The 24,927-nt window shown below is 41.9% G+C and carries 23 protein-coding genes and 1 other annotated feature; all 23 genes read right to left on the bottom strand.

Annotated features, from left to right (window positions below; translation table 11 throughout):
* Positions 1–7 precede the first annotated feature (7 nt).
* The 23 genes from rpoD to ybeY all read right to left on the bottom strand — a co-directional run bounded on the left by rpoD (position 8) and on the right by ybeY (position 24,859).
* The gene (rpoD, locus tag ACXYSL_RS05910; RefSeq protein ID WP_181186965.1) at positions 8–1,117 is read right to left on the bottom strand and encodes an RNA polymerase sigma factor RpoD; all 1,110 of its coding nucleotides are present in this window, start codon (positions 1,115–1,117) and stop codon (positions 8–10) included.
* Between the two features lie 2 nt (positions 1,118–1,119).
* On the bottom strand, positions 1,120–2,880 hold the full coding sequence (dnaG, locus tag ACXYSL_RS05905) for a DNA primase (RefSeq protein WP_458624226.1): 1,761 nt from the start codon (positions 2,878–2,880) through the stop codon (positions 1,120–1,122).
* Between the two features lie 195 nt (positions 2,881–3,075).
* A complete protein-coding gene (locus ACXYSL_RS05900; RefSeq protein WP_000125426.1) occupies positions 3,076–3,834 on the bottom strand; it encodes an ABC transporter ATP-binding protein in 759 nt (252 codons plus the stop codon).
* Positions 3,831–4,697 carry an ABC transporter permease gene (locus ACXYSL_RS05895; RefSeq protein WP_061409118.1) on the bottom strand — a complete coding sequence of 289 codons (867 nt, stop codon included), beginning with the start codon at positions 4,695–4,697 and terminating at the stop codon, positions 3,831–3,833. The genes ACXYSL_RS05900 and ACXYSL_RS05895 overlap by 4 nt, the downstream gene beginning before the upstream one ends.
* 65 nt (positions 4,698–4,762) lie before the next feature.
* Positions 4,763–5,758, bottom strand: a complete 996-nt coding sequence (trpX, locus tag ACXYSL_RS05890) for a tryptophan ABC transporter substrate-binding protein (protein WP_458624225.1) — start codon at positions 5,756–5,758, stop codon at positions 4,763–4,765.
* A gap of 118 nt (positions 5,759–5,876) precedes the next feature.
* Positions 5,877–6,092 (bottom strand) — a binding site (T-box leader).
* Between the two features lie 96 nt (positions 6,093–6,188).
* Positions 6,189–8,885 (bottom strand): phosphoenolpyruvate carboxylase, encoded by a 2,697-nt coding sequence (gene ppc, locus ACXYSL_RS05885; RefSeq protein WP_458624224.1) that lies wholly within the window; start codon positions 8,883–8,885, stop codon positions 6,189–6,191.
* 24 nt (positions 8,886–8,909) lie between these two features.
* On the bottom strand, positions 8,910–10,133 hold the full coding sequence (ftsW, locus tag ACXYSL_RS05880) for a cell division peptidoglycan polymerase FtsW (RefSeq protein ID WP_458624223.1): 1,224 nt from the start codon (positions 10,131–10,133) through the stop codon (positions 8,910–8,912).
* A 188-nt stretch (positions 10,134–10,321) separates the two neighbouring features.
* Entirely contained in the window at positions 10,322–11,269 is a 948-nt protein-coding gene (gene prsA / locus ACXYSL_RS05875; RefSeq protein WP_268699037.1) for a peptidylprolyl isomerase PrsA, read from the bottom strand.
* A gap of 67 nt (positions 11,270–11,336) precedes the next feature.
* On the bottom strand, positions 11,337–12,050 hold the full coding sequence (locus ACXYSL_RS05870) for an O-methyltransferase (RefSeq protein WP_084911026.1): 714 nt from the start codon (positions 12,048–12,050) through the stop codon (positions 11,337–11,339).
* A gap of 1 nt (position 12,051) precedes the next feature.
* Positions 12,052–13,854, bottom strand: a complete 1,803-nt coding sequence (gene pepF, locus ACXYSL_RS05865) for an oligoendopeptidase F (RefSeq protein WP_458624222.1) — start codon at positions 13,852–13,854, stop codon at positions 12,052–12,054.
* Positions 13,855–13,872: 18 nt separating this feature from the next.
* Positions 13,873–14,829 (bottom strand): competence protein CoiA, encoded by a 957-nt coding sequence (locus ACXYSL_RS05860; protein ID WP_458624221.1) that lies wholly within the window; start codon positions 14,827–14,829, stop codon positions 13,873–13,875.
* Positions 14,830–14,903: 74 nt separating this feature from the next.
* A complete protein-coding gene (locus tag ACXYSL_RS05855; RefSeq protein ID WP_458624220.1) occupies positions 14,904–16,052 on the bottom strand; it encodes a PDDEXK family nuclease in 1,149 nt (382 codons plus the stop codon).
* A gap of 177 nt (positions 16,053–16,229) precedes the next feature.
* On the bottom strand, positions 16,230–17,090 hold the full coding sequence (gene tehB, locus ACXYSL_RS05850) for an SAM-dependent methyltransferase TehB (RefSeq protein WP_084938554.1): 861 nt from the start codon (positions 17,088–17,090) through the stop codon (positions 16,230–16,232).
* 14 nt (positions 17,091–17,104) lie between these two features.
* Positions 17,105–17,572, bottom strand: a complete 468-nt coding sequence (smpB, locus tag ACXYSL_RS05845; protein WP_084938555.1) for an SsrA-binding protein SmpB — start codon at positions 17,570–17,572, stop codon at positions 17,105–17,107.
* Positions 17,535–19,889, bottom strand: coding sequence for a ribonuclease R (rnr, locus tag ACXYSL_RS05840; RefSeq protein WP_458624219.1), 2,355 nt, complete (start codon positions 19,887–19,889; stop codon positions 17,535–17,537). Before rnr ends, smpB begins: the two co-directional genes overlap by 38 nt.
* A gap of 94 nt (positions 19,890–19,983) precedes the next feature.
* Complete coding sequence (secG, locus tag ACXYSL_RS05835) at positions 19,984–20,217, bottom strand: preprotein translocase subunit SecG (RefSeq protein WP_000282517.1); 234 nt, start codon at positions 20,215–20,217, stop codon at positions 19,984–19,986.
* Between the two features lie 39 nt (positions 20,218–20,256).
* Positions 20,257–20,406, bottom strand: coding sequence for a 50S ribosomal protein L33 (gene rpmG, locus ACXYSL_RS05830; RefSeq protein ID WP_007519517.1), 150 nt, complete (start codon positions 20,404–20,406; stop codon positions 20,257–20,259).
* Positions 20,406–21,605: a multidrug efflux MFS transporter gene (locus ACXYSL_RS05825; protein ID WP_458624218.1), complete on the bottom strand. Its 1,200-nt coding sequence runs from the start codon at positions 21,603–21,605 to the stop codon at positions 20,406–20,408. The genes rpmG and ACXYSL_RS05825 overlap by 1 nt, the downstream gene beginning before the upstream one ends.
* The gene (gene coaE, locus ACXYSL_RS05820; RefSeq protein ID WP_458624217.1) at positions 21,592–22,197 is read right to left on the bottom strand and encodes a dephospho-CoA kinase; all 606 of its coding nucleotides are present in this window, start codon (positions 22,195–22,197) and stop codon (positions 21,592–21,594) included. The genes ACXYSL_RS05825 and coaE overlap by 14 nt, the downstream gene beginning before the upstream one ends.
* Positions 22,197–23,021, bottom strand: coding sequence for a DNA-formamidopyrimidine glycosylase (gene mutM / locus ACXYSL_RS05815; RefSeq protein ID WP_084938558.1), 825 nt, complete (start codon positions 23,019–23,021; stop codon positions 22,197–22,199). The genes coaE and mutM overlap by 1 nt, the downstream gene beginning before the upstream one ends.
* A 48-nt stretch (positions 23,022–23,069) precedes the next feature.
* Positions 23,070–23,969, bottom strand: a complete 900-nt coding sequence (gene era / locus ACXYSL_RS05810) for a GTPase Era (protein WP_084938559.1) — start codon at positions 23,967–23,969, stop codon at positions 23,070–23,072.
* Between the two features lie 16 nt (positions 23,970–23,985).
* Complete coding sequence (locus ACXYSL_RS05805) at positions 23,986–24,381, bottom strand: diacylglycerol kinase family protein (protein ID WP_000378177.1); 396 nt, start codon at positions 24,379–24,381, stop codon at positions 23,986–23,988.
* A complete protein-coding gene (gene ybeY / locus ACXYSL_RS05800) occupies positions 24,362–24,859 on the bottom strand; it encodes an rRNA maturation RNase YbeY (protein WP_000275169.1) in 498 nt (165 codons plus the stop codon). The genes ACXYSL_RS05805 and ybeY overlap by 20 nt, the downstream gene beginning before the upstream one ends.
* Positions 24,860–24,927: the final 68 nt, after the last annotated feature.

Below are 24,927 nucleotides of genomic sequence, written 5' to 3'. Positions count from 1 at the left end.
CCTCACTCTAATCTTCAATAAAATCACGAAGCGGTTTGCTGCGACTTGGTTGACGTAGTTTTCTCAAAGCCTTGGCCTCGATCTGACGGATACGCTCACGAGTTACGTTAAAGACTTTCCCAACATCTTCAAGAGTACGCATTTTCCCATCATCTAGCCCGAAACGAAGGCGCAGAACGTTTTCTTCACGGTCTGTGAGAGTATCCAAAACCTCATCCAACTGCTCGCGCAACACGATCCGAGTTGTGTAGTCTACTGGATTTTCAATCACTTCGTCTTCGATAAAGTCCCCAAGATGGCTATCGTCCTCTTCTCCAATCGGTGTTTCAAGTGATACTGGCTCTTGGGCGATTTTCAAGATTTCACGCACCTTGTCAGGTGTCATATCCATTTTCTCAGCGATCTGTTCAGGTGTTGGATCTTGACCCAATTCTTGAAGGAGATTCCGCTGTTCACGTACAAGCTTGTTAATCGTTTCAACCATGTGAACAGGAATACGAATGGTACGAGCCTGATCAGCAATGGCACGGGTGATCGCCTGACGAATCCACCAAGTTGCATAAGTAGAAAACTTAAAACCTTTTGAATAGTCAAACTTGTCCACGGCCTTCATCAAGCCCATGTTTCCTTCTTGAATCAAATCAAGAAACTGCATACCACGACCTACGTATCGCTTAGCAATCGAAACTACCAAACGAAGGTTGGCTTCTGCAAGACGCTGTTTGGCTTCGATATCACCAGCCTCAACTGCTAGGGCCAATTCTTTTTCTTCTTCGTTGGTCAAGAGAGGAACGACCCCGATTTCCTTCAAATACATACGGACTGGGTCATTAACCTTGGCAGAGGTTGAGCCAATCAAGTCCTCATCACTGAGTTCTGGTTCTTCTTCTGCACTAAGCACACGCGCACTTGGATTTCCTTCATTATCTGTGATAGAAATTCCAGCATCCTGAATCCGTTGCAAAAGGTCTTCAATGCCGTCTGCATCGAGGGTAAAAGGAATAACCAGACTTGAATTGATTTCATCATCTGTTGCTGTTCCTGTTTTTTTGTGGTTACGGATAAAGTCTGCTACTTGCACATCAAATGTAGTTACTTCTTTTTGTTTTGTTGCCATTATTACTCCATTCTTCTCTTTTGGGAAATCAATCGTTGCAATTCTTCCAAGGCTGTGTCTGTATCTCCTACATGACTAGCTTCCTGCACTTTCTTTTTAATTCTTAAGTTGTCCTTGCTGAGGAGGGCACGGTTTCGAGTCGCTTCGACTTCCACTAGCTCCTGAGGCGACATCTCAGCTGGCAAATCCAGACTAAGCACGTGGTACCAAGCATTTTCAACCTCAGGCGTCTGATGAGAAAGCTCCTCTGAGCCGATTTGTCCCTCTACACTTAATAATTCGTAAAGAATCTGAAATTCTGGGGTATCAAAGAAAAAATCTTCTCTTAATCTGTAGTCATTTAACACAACTGGATTTTCAGCCATCCTATAAAGGAGATGAGCCTCTGCTCTCATGACTGCTGTCAATTGTCGCGTTACAGGTAAACTAATCGCTGCTGGAGGTTGCTCCTCTTTGACTCTCTCCTGCCTCTGAACAATCCGACTTTCATTTACAATCTGCTCCACCTGCTGGTAATCAAAGGAAGGTAGATTATCCGCCAGAATGTGAATATAAGAATTCTGGGCAGTGATAGACTTTTCCTTGGCGATCAAGGGAGCTATTTTTTCAATGAACTCGATTTGTGCCTGCAAGTTATCACTATTTTCTGGCTTGAGCTGGTGTATATAGAACTCTATAGGACTAATCCGAGTCTTGGTTAAGAGGTAGGCCAAATCTTCAGGAGAATTCTTTTGCAAATACTCATCTGGGTCCATAGCATCAGGTACTCGGACAACCTCCACTGAGAAATCTTTTAATTCTTCCAGAGCTTTGGCTGTCGCTGCCTGTCCTGCCTTGTCACCATCATAACTGAGAACAATCTTTTTGGTGAAGCGTTTGAGGTGATCAACATGTTCCTTGCTCAGCGCTGTCCCCATAGAAGCGACAGCATTTTCTATACCAGCACGGTAAGCCGCGATCACATCCATGAAACCTTCCATAAGGTAGAGTTCTGCTATCTTTCCAGTTGCTTTTTTTGCCTTGTCCAAATGATACAATTCGTAACTCTTGTTAAAAATTGCGGTCGAGCGACTATTTTTGTACTTGGCAGTCTGACTATCAGTTTCGTCCCAGATACGACCTGAAAAGGCAATAACCTGCCCCTTGTCGTTGGTCAAAGGAAAGATGATACGCCCGAAAAAAGTATCATAAAATTGATTGCCATCTGACAGATAAAACAAGCCCGAATCCAATAAATCCTTTTCCTCGAACTTGTCAGCCAAACGTTGGTAGAGATAGGTTCTCTCTGCTGGAGCCAGTCCAATCTGGAAGTGCTTCAGAACATCATCCGTCAATCCACGTTTGTAGAGATAAGCCCTTGCTTCTTCTCCCATCTTGGTCGTCATGAGAATTGCATGGTAAAAGCGGGCAGCTTCTTCATGCATATCATATAAAGCTTGATGAGGCGAAACCTGTTGAGGACGAGACTGGACAGGCATGGCTAGTTGAATACCGACGCGCTCCCCTAAGAGCTGAACGGCTTCCATAAAGGACACACCTTGGTATTCTTCGATGAACTTAAAGACATCTCCTGAGCGCCCACAACCAAAACAGTGATAAAACTGCTTGTCTTCCACAACGTTGAAAGAAGGGGTCTTCTCACCATGAAAAGGACAGAGTCCTAAATAGTTCCGTCCAGCCTTTTGTAAAGAAATCACGTCTCCTATGACTTCCACAATGTTGGTATTGTTTTTGATTTCTTCAATAACTTGCTTGTCAACCATACACAATACCTCCATCTTATCATAGTTTTACGTTAACTAGTATAGCTTATTTCTGAAAAAAAGTAAACCATTTCATACGCTTTCCGGAATTCTCTTTGCCATATTTTTCTGGATAGAAAAGGAAGATAAAAAACTCAGAAACACTTTCAGGATTCTAAGTTTTTCTTCACTATTTTTGATGATAATTTAACTCATCTATTCAAATAATTGATAGTAGTCTGAAATTTTCATCTTAGCTTTTTCTTCTTTATTGAGGTCTTGGATGATACGGCCTTCCTTCATGACAATCAGACGATTTCCATACTTGAGGGCGTCTTCCATATGGTGAGTAATCATCAAGGCTGTCAGATGGTCTTTGCTGACAAATTCATCTGTTAACTCCATCAAGGCCACACTGGTCTTTGGGTCAAGGGCTGCTGTGTGTTCATCCAACAAGAGTAACTCTGGTCGTTTCAAGGTTGCCATCAAGAGACTCAGTGCCTGACGCTGACCGCCTGAAAGAAACTCAATCGGAGTGTCGAGATGTTTTTCAAGGCCATTTCCCACTTTTTCAATGGTTGTCTGAAACTCTTCCCGATGACTTGATAGCCTTCTGGGAAGGAGTCCTCTCTTCTCACCACGAAACTTGGCAATCAAGAGATTTTCCGCCACCGTCATACGAGGAGCCGTACCCATTTTAGGATCCTGAAAGACACGAGACAAGTACTTAGCCCGCTTCTCAGGTGAAAAATGCGTCACATCCTCCCCCATGATACGGATACTTCCACTTGTTAAAGGTAGGGTACCTGCAATAGTGTTAAAAAGCGTTGACTTCCCTGCTCCATTTCCACCTAGGATGGTAATGAAATCATGTTCAAAAATTTCAAGAGAAACATCATTCAGAATGATTTTTTCCTCGTCAAAGCCATTCGTGATGACTTTGGTAGCATTTTTTAATTCTACAATTGCTGTCATTTGCTAAACTTGACTCCTTTCAGGTATTTGCTTTTGAAGGTTGGAATCATGAGGCAAACTGCCAAAATCAAGGCGCTATACAAACGCAGATAACTTGTATTAAATCCAAGAGCAATCACTCCCCAAACGAGGAACTGATAAGCGATAGAGCCTACAACGATGGTCATGAGTCGCTCTGCCAAGGTCAAGCTCTTGAACAAAACCTCACCAATAATCAAGCTAGCAAGACCTACGACAATCACTCCAATTCCTCGAGAAACATCTGCGTATCCTTCTTGTTGAGCAATTAAGGCTCCTGCAAGCGCGATAATCCCATTTGAAAGAACCAAACCCATGAGTTCCATACGACCAGTATGAATTCCAAAACTACGAGCCATATCAGGGTTATCACCCGTAGCTATGTAGGCCTGACCTAGTTTGGTATCTAGGAAAAAGAGCATAAGGCCAATAACAAGGGCAACAAAGATAAAGCCAGTCAAGAGTTGATTAAGGTCCGAATCAAAAGGCAAGACATCCTGAATTTGCTTGGTTCCAAGAAGCCCCAGATTGGCACGTCCCATAATCATGAGCATGATGGAATGGCAGGAAGTCATGACCAAAATCCCTGATAAGAGAGTTGGAATTTTTCCTTTGGTATATAAGAGACCTGTCGCCATTCCAGCTAGACAGCCTGCTCCTACTGCAGCCAAGGTCGCTAAAAACGGATTGACTCCTTGTGTTATCAAGGTTACAGCTACTGCTCCCCCTAGTGGGAAAGAACCTTCAGTCGTCATATCTGGAAAATTCAAAATTCGAAAAGTCATAAAGATTCCCAGACCTAAGATTGCCCAGACCATGCCCTGAGAAATAATGGATACTATCATAATCTTTCACTCATTTCTTTCTTTAGTAAAAACGGGAGGAGATGTCCCCAACTCCTCCTTTATCCTTATTCAATCACTTGCCCTGCTTCTTTTAGAACAGACTCAGGAATGGTGATACCAAGTTCTTGCGCTAGTTTTTTGTTGATAACCGACTTACCAGTTGAAAAGACATTAACTGGAGTATCAGCTGGTTTTTCACCTTTCAAAACTTTGGCAATCATCTTACCAGTAGCCACTCCAAGATCGTGTTGGTCAACTACTACAGATGCCAGACCTCCTGCTTCTACCATGGCAGTTGCGCTTGGATAGATTGGTTTTTTAGCTGTTTGGTTGCTTGATACAACTGTTGGGAAGGCTGATGCGATGGTGTTGTCAATTGGAACCCAGATAGCGTCGACCTTGCTGGTCATAACATTAACAGTTGAAGCAATTTCGTTGGTTGATGGCACGGCAAAGGTTTCGACTTTCAAACCTGCTTTTTCAGCATAAGCCCTGAATTCCTCAACTTGTGATTTTGAGTTATCTTCGCTACTTGAGTAGAGGGCTCCGATTGTTTTAACATCAGGTGTCAAAGCTTTAATGAGTTCTACTTGTTGTTCTGCTGGGTTGTGGTCTGATACTCCTGTAATGTTGCCACCTGGTTTTTTCAAATCTTTGACCAAGTTAGCACCAATTGGATCTGTTACAGCCGCCATGATAACGGGAAGGTCTTTAGTAGCACTTGCAAGTCCTTGAGCAGCTGGTGTTGCAATCCCAACGACAAGATCATTTCCGTTTGCCACCAATTGTTTACTCATGGTAGCAACCTTGCTCTGATCGCCTTCAGAGTTCATAAAGTCGATTTTTACTTGGTTGTCCTTATATCCTTCTTCAGCAAGTCCATCTTGAATCCCTTGGTAAATCAAGTCCAAGGATGGGTGACTAACAAATTGAAGGACACCAACCTTAGCAACCTTTTGCTCTTCCTTAGCTGCTGGCTTGTTCATTGATGAATAAATCAAGCTAGCCACTACCAATACTGCTAATCCAGCGATAATTCCAATCAAACGTTTATTTTTCATTTTTCTTTCTCCTTAATTCTTTTATCTTAACTTTTTAAATCACATCATCAAACGACGCCATCGTTTAAACTCCAATATCTTTCCTCCCCATAGAAAAAGTCCTCACACAAAAAACTTGTGTGAGGACGTCGATGCGCGGTGCCACCTCAATTATAGGGAATATCCCTATCGCTCTTTCTCGCAATAACGAGTTGCACTGTAAGGTGTGCTCACCGAATTTTTATGATTTCAAATTCTTAATAAGATTCAGCCCAATTTCATCACTTCCATCTATCTGCTTCCACCAACCACAGACTCTCTAAAAAATGAGCATGATTACTTTCTGAATGTTTAAATTATATCATTTTTCAATTACTTGTCAATACTATTTTTAGAATTTTTCAAACAATTCAAAAACTTCCCCTTGAAAAAAGAGGAAGTTTGTAGAATATTAGCCTGAATTACGCAAACCGGTTGCAATTCCGTTGATAGTTGTATGGATTAGTTTTTCTTCGTCTACCGACAATTCACCACGACGTTGACGTTTAATCAACTCCAACTGGATATAGTTAAGGATATTAAAGTAAGGCATACGATAGTTTAGACTATCTTTTAGATAAGAGTTTTCTGCCAAGAGTTCGTCATAACCTTCAATAGCTAGAATAACGTTCTTAGTCAATTGCCATTCATCTAAAATAGTGTAGTAGATAGCCTGCACTTCTTCATCTTCACAGAGCTTAGCATATTCAAAAGCAATGTTCATGTTAGACTTAGATAAGACCATGTCTACATTGGAAAGAAGAGATTGGAAGAAAGGCCAGTTTTGGTACATATCACGAAGAAACTCAATATTCTTTGGATCTTGATCAATAAACTCTTTAAAGCTTGATCCTACACCATACCATCCAGGGAACATGACACGACTTTGTGACCATGAGAAGACCCAAGGGATGGCACGCAAACCACCAATTTCAGTGATAGTCTTACGAGCTGCAGGACGTGAACCAATGTTGAAGCTTGATATAGCCTTGATTGGGCTTGACTCGAAGAAATAATCATAGAAATGTTCGTTTCCAAAGACCAAATCACGGTAGATATCGTAGCTACGGTCCACTACTTGATCCATGATAGACTCATAATGATTTGAGGTATTGGTATCGCTCTTTTTCTTGGTAATCATACGGTTAATGGCCGCGGATACCAACATTTCAAGGTTATAGTAGGCAGCGTCTTTGTTACCATATTTGTTTCCAATGACTTCTCCTTGCTCAGTCAGACGGATACGGTCCTTGATAGACTTGAGCGGTTGAGATGTGATAGCTTCATAAGTTGGACCACCACCTCGACCAACAGTACCACCACGGCCATGGAAGAAGGTGACTTTAACACCAAATTCATCTCCAATAGCAGTCAGTTGTTGTTGAGCCTTGTAGAGTGTCCAACATGATGATAGATAACCACCATCTTTATTACTATCGGAGTAGCCAAGCATGATTTCTTGGTAGTTGTCTTTTGAAGCAATCCATTTTTTAGCCAATGGAAGAGAGAAATATCTTCTCATGGTTTCTTCCGAGTGATCCAAGTCTTCAATCGTTTCAAAGAGGGGAACAATCTGAACGCGCGCTTTTTGAGCATCCACCAAGCCGACTTCCTTGAGCATGATGGCTAATTCTAGCATATCAGATACACTTGTCGCGTGAGAGATGATGGTTTGGCGAATGACATTTTCCCCCAGTTTATCCTTCAACTTGCGAGCAGTTTTGAAGATAGACAATTCTTTCTCAAGCAGTTCTGACTTTTCAGCATGAGTAGCTGAGAGGATACGAGGATCTTCTTCCAACTCTTTTAAGAGGAGGGCGCATTTTTCATCTTCAGAGAGATCGCTATAGTGGTCGTTGACGCCAGCAGATGCTAACAATTCAGCCACACAGGCTTCATGAACACTAGAGTCTTGGCGCATATCGATAGAAGCAAGGTAGAAGCCAAAGATTTCAACGGCTTGCATCAGTTCAACAAATTCTCCTGAAATCAGGTATTCTCCTTTATTCTCAAGGAGAGAATCTCGAATGGCCAACAAGTCTTGATAAAATTCATCTGCAGTAGCATATCTAGGCTGAAGATCCTTATCTTCAATGAGATAAGCCTTAGTTGCCTGCATCTTAGCTTGGATATCAAAAAGAGCACGACGATAGAGTTCTTTTTCACGATAAATGGAGTTATCTTGTGACTTAAGCGCCATCTCACGAACTTTATCACTGACATTCACAATACTGGTTGACAGTGAAAATTCACGATAAAGATTATAAATCTTTTCATCGTAGTAGTTCATGATGACTTCGCACTGGGTCAAAGCTGATTTATTGAGGGTTTCCGCTGTTACGAAAGGATTTCCATCACGGTCTCCTCCAATCCACATCCCCATAGTAATTGGTTTTGGATGTTGGAGCTCAATTCCTTGTTCTTTAGCTAGTTTCTTATATTCAGCCGTCAAACGCGGAACAGCATTCAGGAATGAACTTTGATAGTACTCCATCACGTTGGTGATTTCGTTAGTTACTTTCAACTTCTTCTCACGAATCATGTCTGTTTGCATGATAATTTCAATGTAACGACGGAGATCCATGTTCCATTTTTCTTTATTAATCAAGCCTAGTTTGACATCACGGTACTTACGCAAGAGCGTATGGATATGGTTGGTCAAGTCCAGCATACTCTTGCGTTGTACTTGCGTTGGATGGGCGGTTAAGACAGGAACGACATTTAACTTTTCTAAAATTTCAGCTGCATTTTCTTTTTCAGCTACCATCTTTATGGTTGTAGACAATTTCCCTAGATAGTCTTGGTCCACATTGTTCTGGTGGTTAATTTTATAGGCTAAGTCCACATCCTCAGATATATTAATCAAGAGTGGAAGGATAGAGAAATAACGAGAAATGTAAATCATTTCTTCATTGGAAAGGCTAGTCACCAGTTCATTGAGCCCTTGATAGTTTTCATTTGTTGCTAATTCCTTCAACTGCATGATTTTTTCAAAGGTCTCTGGCGCTAGCATATTTTTTGTGATATCTTCTAGCAGCTCAGTCAAAATCAAGACTTCTTCTTGGATGACGGCTTTATTACTATAGTTTTCTAATTTCTGAAGAGACATATATTTTTCCTTTCCATACAATCCTTACAGACCTTCAACAGTTTGAGATTCGTATTCTCTAATGAGTTTAGCACGTTTCTCGCTGGCATCGATATTTAATACAAGGGCAATGGCTACGGATAATACCAGGAGACTGTTCCCACCTTGTGAAAGGAAGGGGAAGGTCACCCCTGTAGAAGGAATCAAACCAGAAATCCCACCGATATTGACAAAGACCTGAACAAGAATCATCCCTCCGACACCGATAGCAACCATGGAGTTAAAGGGATCCTTAGCTCGAATACCAACCAAGATGATTCGCAAAATTAAGAAGAAGAGTAAAGCCAAAATCATACTCGCTCCTACGAATCCAAACTCTTCGATGACAATCGAAAACACGAAATCCGTATGGGCTTCCGGCAGATAACCACGCTTCTCGATCGAATTTCCCAATCCTAGTCCGAACCAGCCTCCATTAACCATGGCATAGTAGGAATTTGCAAGCTGGTGTCCTGCACCCGCCAAGTCATTAAAGGGATTAAAGAAGGCACTAAAACGTTTAGCAACATAACCAAATACCGGTATCTGAGAAAATTTTTCAACCCCAACAAGACGAATGACAGATAAGAATAAAATTGAACTCCCTGCCAAGAGAGCTAGAATAGTCGAGAACCAACGATAGGCGATTCCACTAACGGTGTACATAATGAGCGCCACCAAGACCAAGATGGTCGCATTTCCCAAGTCGGGGAAAATCCCCAAGCTACCAATCAGAACCAGCAGAACAAAACGCCAGTCGTTAAAAGCTCGAGGTAGCCATTGATTTTGGGTCAACACCTGGAAATCATAAACCGCAATCTCATCTTGCTGTTTTGAAAAACGATGTGCCAAGTACCAGATGATGATAATCTTAAGGTATTCAGCCGGCTGAATCGTTACAGGTCCTACAGAAATCCATCCGTATGCTCCATTGACAGGTGTTCCGACCAGACGCGCTAGGGCTAAAAGAATCATCTCCACAATCATCACGATAAAAATGAGACGTCCATTTCTCAGGAAACCTAATTTTAATTTATAGATTAAGGCAATCAAAACCAAACTAGCTATCCAAAAGATCCCCTGGTTACGTACCAATTGAAATGCACTTTTCCCTTCTTCAATCAGGGTTGCACTCGTTGTCGAATATACCACAATCAGCCCCAAAATCGACAAAAGGAAGTAAGGAATCAAAATGGAATAGTTTAGTAGGTGCCTTTTACTAATTTTCATATTTCACCACTCTAATAGGAACAGAGGCAGTTGTTCCTAATTCCGTTTTATTTTCTAGTTTTGATTGTTATTATACCACTTTTTCAGAAAGAAAAAAACTATTATCCTTTAATCCTTCGAATTTTACTTATTTTTTGTCTTCAAGCATAAAAAATACAAACCTCAAATGAGATTTGTATTTTCATTGCTTAGTTAGATGAAGAGCTACTGCTTGAACTTGAGCTTGAGTCACCACCACCGATGTATTGGGTGAAGATGTTTTGGAAGGCTTGATCTTTGACTTTGATATTAGCAGCTTGTAATTCTTTACCAATTACTCCTTGAACAAAGGCTGAATCATTTTGTTTTTGAGTCAAAATGATGGTCTTCAATTTTTCTTTGTAATCCTCTAAGTTAGAAGATTTTTCTGTCTTCTTCGTTACTTTAACGATGTAGAATTGATTGCTGTAGGCTTGTGTTCCAGTAGCCGTAATCACATCAGAAACACCGTTCACATCCAAGGCAAAGGCTGCTTTTTTGACTTGTTCTGGAAGTTCTGTTGAAGCAGAGTCAAAAGTGATTTCTCCACCATTTTCTTTTGTTTTGTCGTCGTTAGAGTTGTCTTTCGCCAACTGAGCAAAATCTGCACCTTCTGCTTTGGCTTTCTCAAGCACTTCTTTTGCCTTGTCTTCATTATCCATACGGATGATTTGAGCTGTCACATCTGGTGTATAAGACTCAAAAGCCTTTTGGTAAGCCTCATCTGTCAATTCACTCTCGGCAGCTTTCTTAACTGCCAATTCAACCAATTTGTTGGTACGGATTTGAGCTTTACGAGCTTCAGGAGTCATACCTGCACGTTGAAGGACGCTGTTATAGCTATCACCGTATTTCTTTTGTTCCTCAGCAACGGCGTCATCCACATCTTTATCCGTTACCTCTGATCCATATTGTTGTTCGAATACTTTTTGGATGGTCATATTTAGCAAGACTTGTTGCGCAGTTGGATTATTCTTTACTTCTTCAAAGAATTGATGTTCTGTAATCACATCACCCTTCATGCTGATCAAATCTTTTCCTTCAGAACTATTTGAACAAGCTGCAAGTGTTGCTACTGATAAAAGTGTGATGGCTCCTGCCATAAGTTTTTTCTTCATGTTTACTCCTTTTACGGTAAGTGTTACTTTATCTATTTTACTATAATTTCTTAAATTTTTCTGAAAATCATTTTTCATCAGGTAGCTGTACATCTGCTACATTTTTTCGTAGCATGAGAATGCCATCACCAAGAGGAACTAGAGTTGCTGTTAGACCTGGATTGTCCAAAGTTGCGTCGAAAAGTCTTTGCAAACCACGATAAATGGTTCGTTGACCACGGCGGACTTCCATGATGTCCTTGGCAACATCTCCTCCTTGAAAAATATCATCCAAGACAACCACTCCACCAACTTCAAGTCGTTTGAGGATTTCAGGTAGAAAGACGATGTACTTGGACTTAGCCGAATCCATAAAGACAAAGTCATAAGTTTCTGTCAGGCTAGACAAAACATCGACGGCATCTCCCTCTAAGAGGGTGATTTGCTTACGACTGTCAAACTGAGCAAAGTTTTCCTTGGCAAAACCGATCATCTCAGGATTGCGGTCAATGGTTGTAATCTTAGCATCTGGCGCATGCTCCGCCATCAAAAGAGCTGAAAAACCGATAGCTGTCCCAATTTCCAAAATATTCTTAGGCTGCAGACTTTCCATGAGAAATCGAAAGTAAGCGACCGTTTCATGGGGAATAATGGGAATATTTTCCTTGCGAGCGAAGACTTCCAATTCTTTCAAAGAACCTGTCACCTGCTTTTGACGCTGGCGCATGAGTTCAACGATTTCTTCCTTGACGACGGGACGACGCATATTGTGATTGGCATTTTTACTATAAGACTCTACCATCTTAAGCTAGTCCCAATTTTTCAACAAGAGCTTCAAACTCGTTCAAGCGACGTTCAAAGACTGCAAAGGCATCGTTAAGATAGTCTTCTTTTTCCATATCAACACCCGCTTTTCTCATGACATTGAGCGGATAGTCAGATTTACCTGCTTTGAGGTAGTCGATATAGCGGTCACGATCTTCTTGACTTCCATGGACAATCTTTTCAGCCAAGGCTGAAGCAGCTGCAAAACCTGTTGAATACTGATAAACATAGTAGTTATAGTAGAAGTGTGGAATGCGTGCCCACTCGTATTGGATTTGAGGATTATCTTCCTTGCTGAGTCCATAGTACTCTTGATTTAAGTCAGCGTAGAGCTTATTGAGGAAATCACTTGTCAAGACTTCTCCATTTTGATCTGCTTGATGGATAGCATGTTCAAACTCAGCGAATTGAGTTTGACGGAAGACTGTTCCACGGAAACCATCTAGGAAGTTATTGAGAATAGCAAAGCGTGTTGCGTCGTCTTCTACTTCTTCTAGTAATTTCTCTGTCAAAATATTTTCGTTGGTCGTTGAGGCAATCTCTGCCAAGAAGATAGAGTAATCTCCGTAAACATAAGGTTGGGTTTCACGAGTATAGCTTGAGTGCATACTGTGACCTGTTTCATGGACAAGGGTAAAGAGATTATCTAGATTGTCCTGCCAGTTTAAAAGCATGAAGGCATTGGTATCGTAAGAACCACCAGAGTAGGCACCAGAACGCTTGCCTTGGTTTTCATAGATATCAATCCAACGCTCACTGAAGGCACGTTTAACACGGCTCAAATAGTCGTCACCTAAAACTGCCAAAGCTTCTTCTGCCTTTTTCAAGGCTTCTTCGTAGGTAAAGCTATAATCTACTGACGAAAGCGGTGTGTAGACATCGTACATTTTGAGGTCAGAAATCCCCAAGATTTTAGAACGAAGTTCAAGGTAACGATGCAAGAGTGGCAAGTGCTGGCGAACTGCTGCTACTAGATTGTCATAGACGCTCTCTGGAACAAAGTTGGCTGCAAGGGCTGCATGACGAGCACTCTTATAGTTGCGAACTTTCGCTCGGTAGTTTTGCACCTTAACATTTGTTTGCAAAGTCTTAGCATAAGTATGTTGGAATTGCTCGTAAGTCGCATAAAGGGCTTCATAGGCACCACGACGCACTTCACGGTTTTTAGACTCCATCAAATGGATGTAAGTACCGTGTGAGAGTTGCACTTCCTTGCCTTCGTCATCAAGGACATATGGGAAGCTAATATCCGCGTTGTCCAAAATAGCGAAGGTTTCACTAGCAGCGCCAAAGATTTCTCCTGCTCCAGCAAGTAATTCTTCCTCACGTTGCGAAAGAACATGGTCTTTCTTTTGCAAGAGCTTGTCAAAAAAGTGCTTGTAAACTTGGAGTTTTGGTTGAGCTTCTAGGAAGGCCGCATACTGCTCTTCGCTAATCTCCATAAACTCAGGTTCATAGAATGAAAAGGCTTGTTCTAACTGACTGTATAGGGTCATTGCCTTGGCATAGTACTCCTGATACTTGGCTTCACGTGTGTCTTGGTCATTTTTCATATGTGCATAGACATAAAGCTTTTCAACTTGGCGTTCCAAGTCGAGTGAGAATTCTGTGATCTCAAGCAAACTGTCTGCGCTGTCCAAAAGATGTCCCTCATACTGAGATGATGTTTGTACTTTTTCAGTTAAATCTTTCAAGGCTTCTTCCCAAGCCTGGTCTGTTGGGTAGATTGTCGAAAGATCCCATGTATCTTTTTCATTTATTTCATGTCGTTGTAATACCATAAGATTCCTCCACCCTTTCTATTTTACCACATTTTTTGAGAAATATAAGTGATAAAAGGCTGGTGGATAGAGCTTTTGGCGATTATTTTTCGGATTTTTTTGATAGTAAGCCTGAAAATTTCTATAATAGCTAGTCAAATCCGTTTCAATCTGCAAAAAATCACCCGATTCTATTGGTCTGACTTGGGGATACCAGTCGTCCAGTTGACGGTTTAATAGATTGTCTCCTCGTTGATAAGCATCCTCCTGTTTTTTCATCCAGTAAGGCGTTTGGTAGTACAACTGTTGGCGAATGTAGTGACAGATAGTTGAATCTTGAAAAACTGAAAAACTAGCTAGCTTTTGTTTTTGATAAGGGAATCGTAGAATTTCCAAGAGATTTCCTTGACCAAATGGAAATTCCTTTACCTGAAAATGAAGCTTGCCACGTAGATCCTGATGCAGAAGATATTTCAGTCTCAAAACTTGCTTTTTAAAATCTAGTTCCCAGGCATAGAAACCCATATTTTGACTAAAATAGAGAAATCCCCTTTGCAGTTGTGTAAGTCGCTCTTTTAACCAGAGTTTTTCTCCCAATAGCCAGATAACTTGGTATCCCTGACTACGGTAATCTTGACTTCTATAGCCTAAAAGCTTTTGAGACAAGGGACTGCACTGAACCTCCAGAGCTAATTTCTCATTGACGAGAACATCCGCAATCTGCTGAATCGCAGGCAGACTATATTCTAAGGCAACCTGATTGTCCTTCTTGGCCCAATGATAGAGGGCCTCTTTATTTCCCAAGTGTTCTGAACTTTCATTCTCAAAAATAGCGATACAATCTCTTAACCTTTCATGGGCAAAGTGCGTTCGAATGCTCTGTCCTTGGCGTAATCGTAGTCCACCACCACAGGCGGGGCAGGTATAAGCTTGCTTGATAACGTCTTTTTCGAGTGCATTTACCAATTTTCCCTTGGCATCTCTAGCTACAAACATGATCTACCTCCTTTTCTTTTCTATTCGAAAAAGAAGTCAAAAAGACTGGAAATCCAGTCTTTCTTATTGCTTTTCTACCTTTTAACTCTCTTAGAGTATTTTTTCAGCATGGGAATGAGATTGGGGATTTGTTCGCTCCTAATGACGAGCACACCGTATTCCTGACAACGATTGGCATAAACGGGATTGATTTTCCCCGTACAGACAATTAACTTGAGGCAACTCTCCCCAGCAAAATGATTGGCATAGACTTCTAGTTCATTGATGGCTTCAACTGATAAATCCGTCATCTTGCAGGAGATAAAGGTAATCGAGCGTCCCTTTCTCAGAATGACATCAATCTCATTTTGGACATTATCCGCCTCTGGAAAGATGCCATTCCAATCAATCTCACCTCCTATCATGCACTCATCAAACAGCTGAGATTCAAGCGCCAAGAGATAGAGATATACCTCTAAAATATGTCCCTTATTGCGGCAAAAGACTTGAGCTTCTTGACTTGGAAAGCTGTATGCTACTCGTTTCTTGTCCTCGCTTTCAATACAAAGCATCCCTGCTTCCACAAGTAAAGGAATAAGGGATTTTGGATAGTGATAATACCTGCCATTGTTTTCCAGTATCTTTTCTGTCTCGGCATGCAGGTCATTGGTCTTAGCTAGAGAGAAAAATTGAGTTACTTGATACCAGTGGGCGGGATTGGCAATAGCCGAGCTGGCTAGTTTTTTAATGGTCGCAATTTGCTGAGCTGAGTGGATAGGGCGTTTTGATTTGAGCATTTTTCCACCACGCAAGGCTATCAACTGTTGGATGCTTAGGGTTGGAATGTCCATATCTTCTTTTTCTAACTGGCCAGCTACCCACTTGTAATGTTTTCCTCGTTCAACATCCATGGCAACGATGGGGAGGTGGCGATCCAAGCCATATTGATAGAGTGATAAGGCTAGTAGTGAATCTCCGCCAAAAACATCAAGGATTACATGGTCATAACCTGCCAGGCAATAATCTAACTGGTTCGCTAGTTGTTCTAAAGATAGCTGACGAAAGGTCACACGTTGGATATGGGGGACTTCTTCTAGGATAAACTGACGGAGAGAGAGTTTTTCATTATTGCTTATTTTCGTCAAAGAAAGGAAGAGAATCTCGTCACAATCACTGACAAAGGCTTGGTAGACATTCTTTTCCAATACATGCCGATCATACAGTTCCACCAAAAGACTCGTCATTAGATCACCTCCATCATCTACACTTTCTTAAGCCGAGAGAAAAAATAACACAGCTCTACTGCTCATATTTCCTACTTCTAGTATAGCATAAAATCCTGCTTCCCCCAATCTGACGCCATAAATAAAAACGAACAGAAACCTTGCAAAGTGGTTTCTATTCGTTTGTAAATATTTGATTTACTTGACTTTTTTAGCTAACATAGTCGCAAAGCGTAGTTGAATGCGATTACCATTTTCATCACGACGGTGCAGATGTCCTGGGTTTTCATTGTACTTAATCAATTCCCAATCCTTGTAGTAGTCCGCCAGCTCCCCTTCTTTAAAGGTGAATGGGAAGTTGATTGAGCAAGGATAATCCTCTGTATCCATGGCACAGACGATAAGATTGTAACCACCAACCGTGGTGTGCTCCTGCATATTTTGGATAATAGCTGGAATGCGGTCCGCTTGTAGGAACATGAGAACAACAGTTGATACGATAAAATCATAGGCTTGCCCGATGCTGGCTGAATTGATATCATAAAGTCCGACAGGCATGTCTAGATCCTCTTGTTCCACAATGCTTTGCAAGATTTCAAGGGACAATTCATTTTGATCCACAGCTGTCACATCAAAACCATTCTGTGCAAGAAAGAGAGAGTTACGTCCTTGACCACAACCTAAATCCAAGGCTCTTCCGGGTTTTACCGTCTGCATGGCCTCTAGAACCTCTGAATGGACTGGATTGGTATTGTATTTCTTAGGAAAATAATCCTCAGGTTTACAATAAAATTCCAAGTACCATTCTACATCATCTGTGGCTGCCTCTACTCGATGCCAGGCTTGCGGTTGCGCCATGGGATTATCAGCCCCCGATTCAAAGAGGTGCTCAGCTAGAACCTCACCATCCTCTGTCAATTCAATAAACTTGAGAGTTCCTTTCAAAACGGTGATTTTCCCCCAAGTCCCGACTTTAGTATTGTGCTTTTGCTGAACAGCTTCAGGCATGGTCTGTTTATTCCACAAGGGCATGCGTTTATAGGCAACTAGTTTTTCCATTTTACTTCCTCTTCTTATCGCTGGTTAACAGCTTTCATCACACGCGCGATGTCGCGGTTTTGTTCACGTCGCTTGATTGACTCCCGTTTATCATAGTCATGCTTCCCTTTGGCAAGTCCTAAAAGAAGCTTGGCATAGCCATCTTTGAGATAGACTTTGAGGGGAACAAGGGTCATTCCTGTCCCTTTGGTCTCTTGTTCCAATTTTTGAATTTGCTTCTTATGGAGTAGAAGTTTGCGACGGCGTTCAGGTTCCTGGTTCCAGATATTGCCCTCTTCGTAAGGGGCAATATGAACATTGCTCAGCCAGACTTCCCCATTTTTTACTTGGGCAAATCCGTCCTTGAGATTGATACGTGCAGCACGTACACTCTTGATTTCCGTTCCTGTCAGCACTATTCCTGCCTCTAGCGTATCTACGATTGTATAGTCGTGGTGCGCTTTTTTATTTTGTGCGATGACCTTTCCCTCGCCCTTTGCCATGCTTGGCTCCTTTCTTAGCTACTTCTTTGTAAAATGGTTTCTTACCCTTTTTCTTTTTATCTTTTTGTGAATGCTTGTGCTTATCATTCGAGCGCCCTGATTTTCTCTTGTCTTCCTTCTTGTCTGAACGACGACTTGAACTACGACCTCTGTCTCTGCGCACAGCTTGCTTCAAGCCTTTTTCGATGACATCAAACTCACTTGGGATATAAGAGAAGTCAATCTCACCTGTCATCTTATCCGCTCTTTCTACGCGAATACGAATCTGCTGTCCCACGCGGAAAGTTATTCCTGATTTCTCTCCACGAAGAGTCAAATCACGCTCGTTGAAATGATAAAATTCAGGTAGATTGGTGATGTGAATCAAGCCTTCAACTGTGTTCGGCAATTCGACAAAGAGACCGAATTTAACGATGCTAGACACAACCGCATCGTACTCTTCACCCACGTATTCTTCCATGTACTCAGCCTTTTTCATGGCTTCGACTTCACGCTCCGCCTCGATGGCACGACGTTCACGGTTGGAAGACTGGGTTGCAATCTCTGGAATCACTTGTTCAAAATGCTCTGCTACTTCCTTAGAACGCCCATAGTCCCGAATCATTCGATGGACTAGAAGGTCAGGATAACGGCGAATGGGACTGGTAAAATGAGTGTAATAGTCGGCAGCAAGTCCATAGTGACCGTGATTGTGCTCTGAATAACGAGCCTGCTGCATAGAACGGAGAAGCATCATGGATAATACATCCGCATAAGGCTCTCCCTCAACCGCACGCATGATGTCTTGGAGGGCATCCTGGCTCGTCTCACTTGCAGTTCCATAAATCCGCAATCCAAAGCTCGAAGCATAATCAATAAACTTCTGAACTTTTTCAGCCTTGGGCTCCTCGTGAATCCGATAAATGAAAGGTAGGTCCATTTTACTAAAGTGTTCGGCCACCGTTTCATTAGCAATCAACATGAAGGACTCGATCATCCGCTCTGCAATTCCACGTTGGCGAAGAACGATATCCACAGGCTTACCTTTTTTATCCACCAAGATCTTAGCTTCGCTGGTATCAAAGTTAAGGGCACCACGCTTCTCACGCATGCTTTCTAGCCTTTCATGAAGCTTGGCCATGAGCTCGATACTTGGAACAATTTTCTTAAACTCTCGTCTCTTTTCCTCATCGCCAGCTAGGATATCATTGACATCACTATAGGTCATACGGAAACTAGTCTTGATAATTGTTTGGGTAATGGTGTAATTAACCACACGACCGTGTTTATCAATTTCCATAATAGCAGACTGGGTCAAGCGATCTACTTGAGGATTGAGCGAGCAGATGCCATTTGACAGTCGTTCTGGAAGCATTGGTACCACACGGTCTGTCACGTAGACAGAAGTCGCGCGGTTAAGAGCTTCCTTATCAAGGGCAGAACCCTCGGTCACATAGTAGGAAACATCTGCGATGTGAACTCCAAGCTCGATATTGCCATTTTTCAAAGCCTTGATGTGTACTGCGTCGTCCAAGTCCTTGGCATCCGCACCGTCAATGGTAAAGGCGATTTCATCTCTCAGGTCCAGACGACCTTCCATATCCTTTTGAGACGGAGTTTCTGGTACACTTTCTGCTTCCTTGAGAACAGCTTCTGGAAATTCTGAAACAATATCCATGGATTCCAAGACTTCAAGAACGTCAATTCCAGCATCAGTCGAGTGTCCCACCACGTCGAGCACACTAGCGACAAAGAAATCATGTTTCTTACTTGGGTATTTGTCGATAAAAACCTTGAGAACCTCTGTACCTTCCAGCTTGATAGCTGGTTTCTTCACATAGATTGGTTGGCTGATTTTTTGATTTTTGGAACGAATATAGCCAGCATACTTGGGCTTTTCCTGATCCAGAACGATTTGCCCGACAACTGTCGTCAGGCTATGCTTTAGGATATCAATAATTTTGGCTTCGGCAGCTGTTCCCTTGTTGCGGTCAGCTACTTTCTTAATCACGACCTCAACTGTATCACCATCAATAGCATAGTTGACATCGTTTTTTCCTACAAAAAGGTCGTCCTCTTCTCCTTCTAAACTAACAAAGCCAAAGCCATTTTTATGGGCATGAAAAATCCCTTTGAGGGTGATTTCATGTTTCTTCTTCTGGTTCAGGCATAAACTACCACCATCTTCAAAACGAATCTGGTGCTTTCTTTCCATCAGAGACAGGGTTTTAATCAACTCACGGAAATCCTTAGATCCATCTTTTCCGAGAGCCTGAGCCAGGTCATTGACCGTCACTCGCCCCTTCTCTTGCAAATATTCTTTTATTTTATCTTTCATGTTTTCTTTCTAGATTTTTATAATTTTTTTGATTGATAACTTTATAAGTGTCGTAAAAAATAAAAATAGGCTAAGACCTAGTCTCGCCCATTTCTTATCTACTTGATAATACCGTCAATGCTAAGGCAATGGCTAGCCAGAAAAAGACTAAAATACCTGTCAAACGTTGCATCACAGCTTCAAAACCACGAGCTTTACTACGTTCAAACAAATCACCTGAACTGGCATCAAATACATTGCTGGATTGGTTCTTGGTTGGTTGCATGAAAATCGCAATCACAATCACAACAGATAATACTAATAAAATGGTTAATAATAGGTTATACATATCAAACTCCTTAAAATCCCTATTATTTTACCATAAAATCTACTTAGATTCAAGATGTAGGGTTACTTTTCTTTCCTTGGGACAATACTTTAAAACCTCAATCTTGTCAGGATGAGTTTTGGAGTTCTTACTGGTTAGATAATTCATGCTGCCACAAGAGGAGCACTTGAGATTGATTTTTACTCGCACTAGATTTCCTTTACTTTTAATAATGATCTAAATTGCACTAAGTTACATAAACAACTGAAAGCCACACAGGCTGCTGTCGCATAAAAGACTGCATGGTAGCCCAAATATCCTGCAACTGCGGATCCCGCCATAGGTCCAATCACTCCACCTAGGTAAAAAAAGACTTGGTTAAAGGCAAAAATCCTTGAAATTCCGGTTTTTGGAGTCATTTTGCTGAGAAGGGCATTGACTCCCGGTATGAGAGCACCTGTTCCCAAACCAAATAGAAAACGATACAAGCCAAGTTGAAGTGGACTGGTTGCGTGGGCACAAAGAAGGTAAATGATGACGGAATAAATCTGCGCCGCGACCAACAATCTATGATTCCCTAGCTTATCGCCAAGTTTTCCTAGAATTCCAGCACTCATCATGCTAGAAAATCCCATGCTGGATACGATTAATCCTGATACAAGGAGGAGATTTTCGGACTGCCCTAAGTCCCGCACATAGAGAGCTAGAATGGGACCAATTGATTGAGCTGAAAATTGAATGACAAAGCTCGTCAAAAATAGATTCACTAAAAGTCTAGGATACTTGAAAGAAGAAAATACTTCTTTCGTTGGGATAGCCTTCTCCTTAGCCACTGGCTGAAAATCTTCCTTGATAAAGAAAATGGTTAGGATTGCAGCTAAAAATAAGAAAGCACCTACCAATAAAAAGACATTACGAATGCCAAAAATTTCAGCAATAAAGCCTCCAACAAAGGGACCCGTCAGTGTTCCTGCAACAACACCTGTAGATAGAGTTCCTAGAGCCGCTCCAGACTTATCTTTAGGTACCTGACTAGCAATCAAGGCCGTTGCATTGGGGACAAAACCAGTAAATACACCATTGAGTAATCTAAGAAAGATTAGCCAATAGATATTCGGTACGAAGGCCAAACCTCCCATAGTGATAGTCATGGCAAGCCCTGCTCGAATCATCATAGGTTTTCGACCATACTTGTCAGCAAGAATCCCCCAGATTGGAGAAACTAAAGCTGCGGAAACAGCTGAAACTGAGATGGCTAATCCAGCGTAGAAAGCAACTTGATCCCTTTCGATTCCCAACTGCTCCACAAAGATAGGCATAAAAGGGACGACTAAGGATATACTGGCTCCCGTTAAAAAACTACCAAACCAGGCGACACGAAGATTATCTTTCCAACTAATCTCTTGCACAGCTATCGCCTCCTTCAAGTAACCTCACTACTTGACTCACAAGCTGATCACGACTGCCATTATTATCTAGTATATGAGTCGCTAGTTTTTTCTTTTCTTCCAAAGACCACTGGGCCGCCAGACGAGATTCAGCTCCATCCTTGGACAGCTGATCCCTTTTCATGAAACGTTCCACCTGAACAGCTCGATCCACATAGACCAGCCACGTTTCATCAAACCAAGCACTATAGTCCTGTTCAAAAAGCAGGGGAATATCCATGAAAAAAATTGCTTCTGTCTGAGCCAACTGGTCTCTCAAAGTAGCCAGTTCCTCACGAATTATCTCTCCTTGTGTTTGCTTAGACCATTCTCGCTCCTCAGGATTTGAAAAGATGAGACTAGCTAGGAGAGGGCGATTGAGTTCTCCAATTTCAAGGATGATTTCCTGCCCAAAGTGCTGAACTAAGAGCTGATAAAGACGACCCCCAGGTTTTTGTAGATCATGGACGACTGCGTCAGCATCCACCACTTGAAAGCCTTTCTCTCTTAGAAAATTTGTCACAGTTGATTTACCAGAGGCAATTCCCCCAGTGATTCCGATGATTTTTCCCATCAGTCCCTCCTTTGACACTGAGGACAAAAATGAGTTCCCCTTCCGCCAAGCTGGAATTTCTCAATGATGGCGCCACAGCGTGAACATGCTTGACCAGTCTTATCATAGACCTGATGAAAATCCTGCATGGTTCCATCTTCCCCAAAGGCATTTGTATAGGTTCGAATAGTTGAACCCCCTTTTTCAACAGCCTGACTCAAAACAGCAATAGTCTGCTTATGTATAGCTGACACCTCCTCTAACGTTAAAGTCTGGGAAGGTCTTGCTGGATGAACCTGAGCTCGCCAGAGAACCTCATCCACATAGATATTGCCAAGGCCAGCTACCAAGGTCTGGTCTAGGAGATGGGATTTGATAGGCTTTTTAGACTTGGCTAGGGCAGATTGAAAGACCTGCAAATCAAAGTCCTGCTCTCTTGGCTCAGGACCTAGTTTCTTAGAAATAAAGTAGGCATCCAACAGGTCGGGTGCCAATAGTTCCATAGTACCAAACTTGCGTACGTCCTCATATACAAGAGTGCCGCCATCCTCAAAATGAATGAAAACATGGGCATGCTTGCGTTCAGGTACCTGGTCCGGATAGTAAAAATACTTGCCCTCCATCCGCAAATGAGAAATCAAGACCTTGTCTGTCAAGTAAAAAAGCAAGTATTTACCACGACGTCCCATTGACTCGATAATCTGACCAGGCACTTCCTTTCGAAACTCGTCCACATCTGTCTTAATCATCTTGGGATAACGAATTTCTATACTCGAAATCTTCTTTCCTATAATCAATTTTTCTAAGCCACGACGAACCGTTTCAACCTCAGGTAATTCAGGCATAAATCCTCCTTCTGTAAAAACAAGAAGCAGGCATGAGCCCACCTCTACTTAGTATTCTTTTTCATTATAGCCAAAGTCAGCCAAATCTAGCTTTTTATCACGCCAATTTTTCTTGACCTTGACCCAAGTTTCTAGGAAAACCTTATCCCCTAGCATGAGTTCGATATCACGACGGGCCATAGTCCCAATTTTCTTGAGCATAGCGCCACCTTTTCCGATGATAATGCCTTTTTGGCTATCTCGCTCCACCATGATGGTTGCACGGATGTGAACCTTGTCTGTCTCTTCATCCCGTTTCATAGAGTCAACCACTACGGCAACTGAGTGTGGAATCTCTTCACGTGTCAAATGAAGAACCTTCTCACGAATCATTTCTGAAACCAAGAAACGCTCAGGATGATCTGTGATTTGATCAGCTGGGAAATACTGGAAACCTTCCTCTAGATTTTCACTCAAAATATCGATTAGTCGAGAAACGTTATTTCCCTGAAGGGCTGAGATAGGAACAATTTCCTTAAAGTCCATCTGGTTACGGAAGTCATCAATCTGAGCCAGAAGTTGGTCTGGATGGACCTTGTCAATCTTATTCACCACCAGAATCACAGGAACCTTGGCAGCTTTCAGACGCTCGATAATCATGTCGTCGCCCTTACCACGTGGCTCATCAGCTGGCACCATGAATAGAACAGTATCCACTTCACGAAGGGTGCTGTAGGCAGATTCCACCATAAAATCGCCAAGGGCTGTTTTAGGCTTGTGAATTCCTGGTGTGTCAATAAAGATGATTTGCTCCTTATCTGTGGTGTAAATCCCCATGATTTTATTGCGCGTTGTCTGCGCCTTGTCACTCATAATAGCAATCTTTTGCCCCATGACGTGATTCAAAAAGGTCGACTTCCCAACATTAGGACGTCCCAAAATAGCTACAAAGCCTGATTTAAATGTCATATTTTCCTCTTATTGTTTAAAAAAGTATATCCCAAATACGTGGGATAAAGATAAGTGCACCTGTCACTGCAGCAAAAAGAGAGACCACAAGCACGGCACCTGCTGCCATGTCCTTGGCTTTCTTTGCCAACATAGAAAAGTGATAATGACTGGCTAAATCCACCACATTTTCGATAGCGGAGTTCATAATCTCAAACGCTACTACTAAGAAAATGCTCATTAGGAGAAAGAGCCATTCAATCCGTGACACCTGAAAAACAAAACCTGCAAGGACGACTACTAGTGCCGTCACTGCATGTTTGCGCATATTACGTTCGTCCTTGATAGCGGTAAAAATACCTGTCAAAGCAAATTCTAAACTAGATACCAGGTCACGATTTTTCCATTTTCGTTTATTGTCTTGTGAGTCCATAGGCTGTCAAAATTTCTTCTTGTAAACCGAACATCTCCGCTTCTTCTTCCGGAGTGTAGTGATCATAGCCGTTAATGTGTAAAAAGCCGTGTACTGCCAAGAAGCCCATCTCACGCTCAAAGCTGTGACCGTATTCCTCAGCCTGCTCATGCGCTTTATCGATAGAGATAAAAAGCTCCCCAATGTAGGCATCAAACTCAGACATCATTTCTGCCAATTCTGGATTTTCCAGCAAATCCTCTTCGTCAAAGGCAATGTCCAACTCTGGCTTATACTCAAGGCTGATGACATCCGTCGGACGATCGGTATCACGGTACTCGAGATTGAGTTCGTGGCTACGCTCGTTGGTCACAAAAGTGACTGCCATCTCCTTGTCTTCTTTTCCTATTTTTTGGGCTGCAAATTCCAAAATTTCTTGGGTTTGTTGTAAGATTTCTTGTGAAACTTGACCAGTTTCATCTACCATTTCAATATACATGTACTTCTCGATTCTCTTTACTTGGCTTTATTATACCACATTTCCATGATTTTATTCTACCTTTTTGA

The organism is Streptococcus sp. V913 (assembly GCF_054353455.1).
This window is presented reverse-complemented; position numbering and strand designations above follow the sequence as displayed.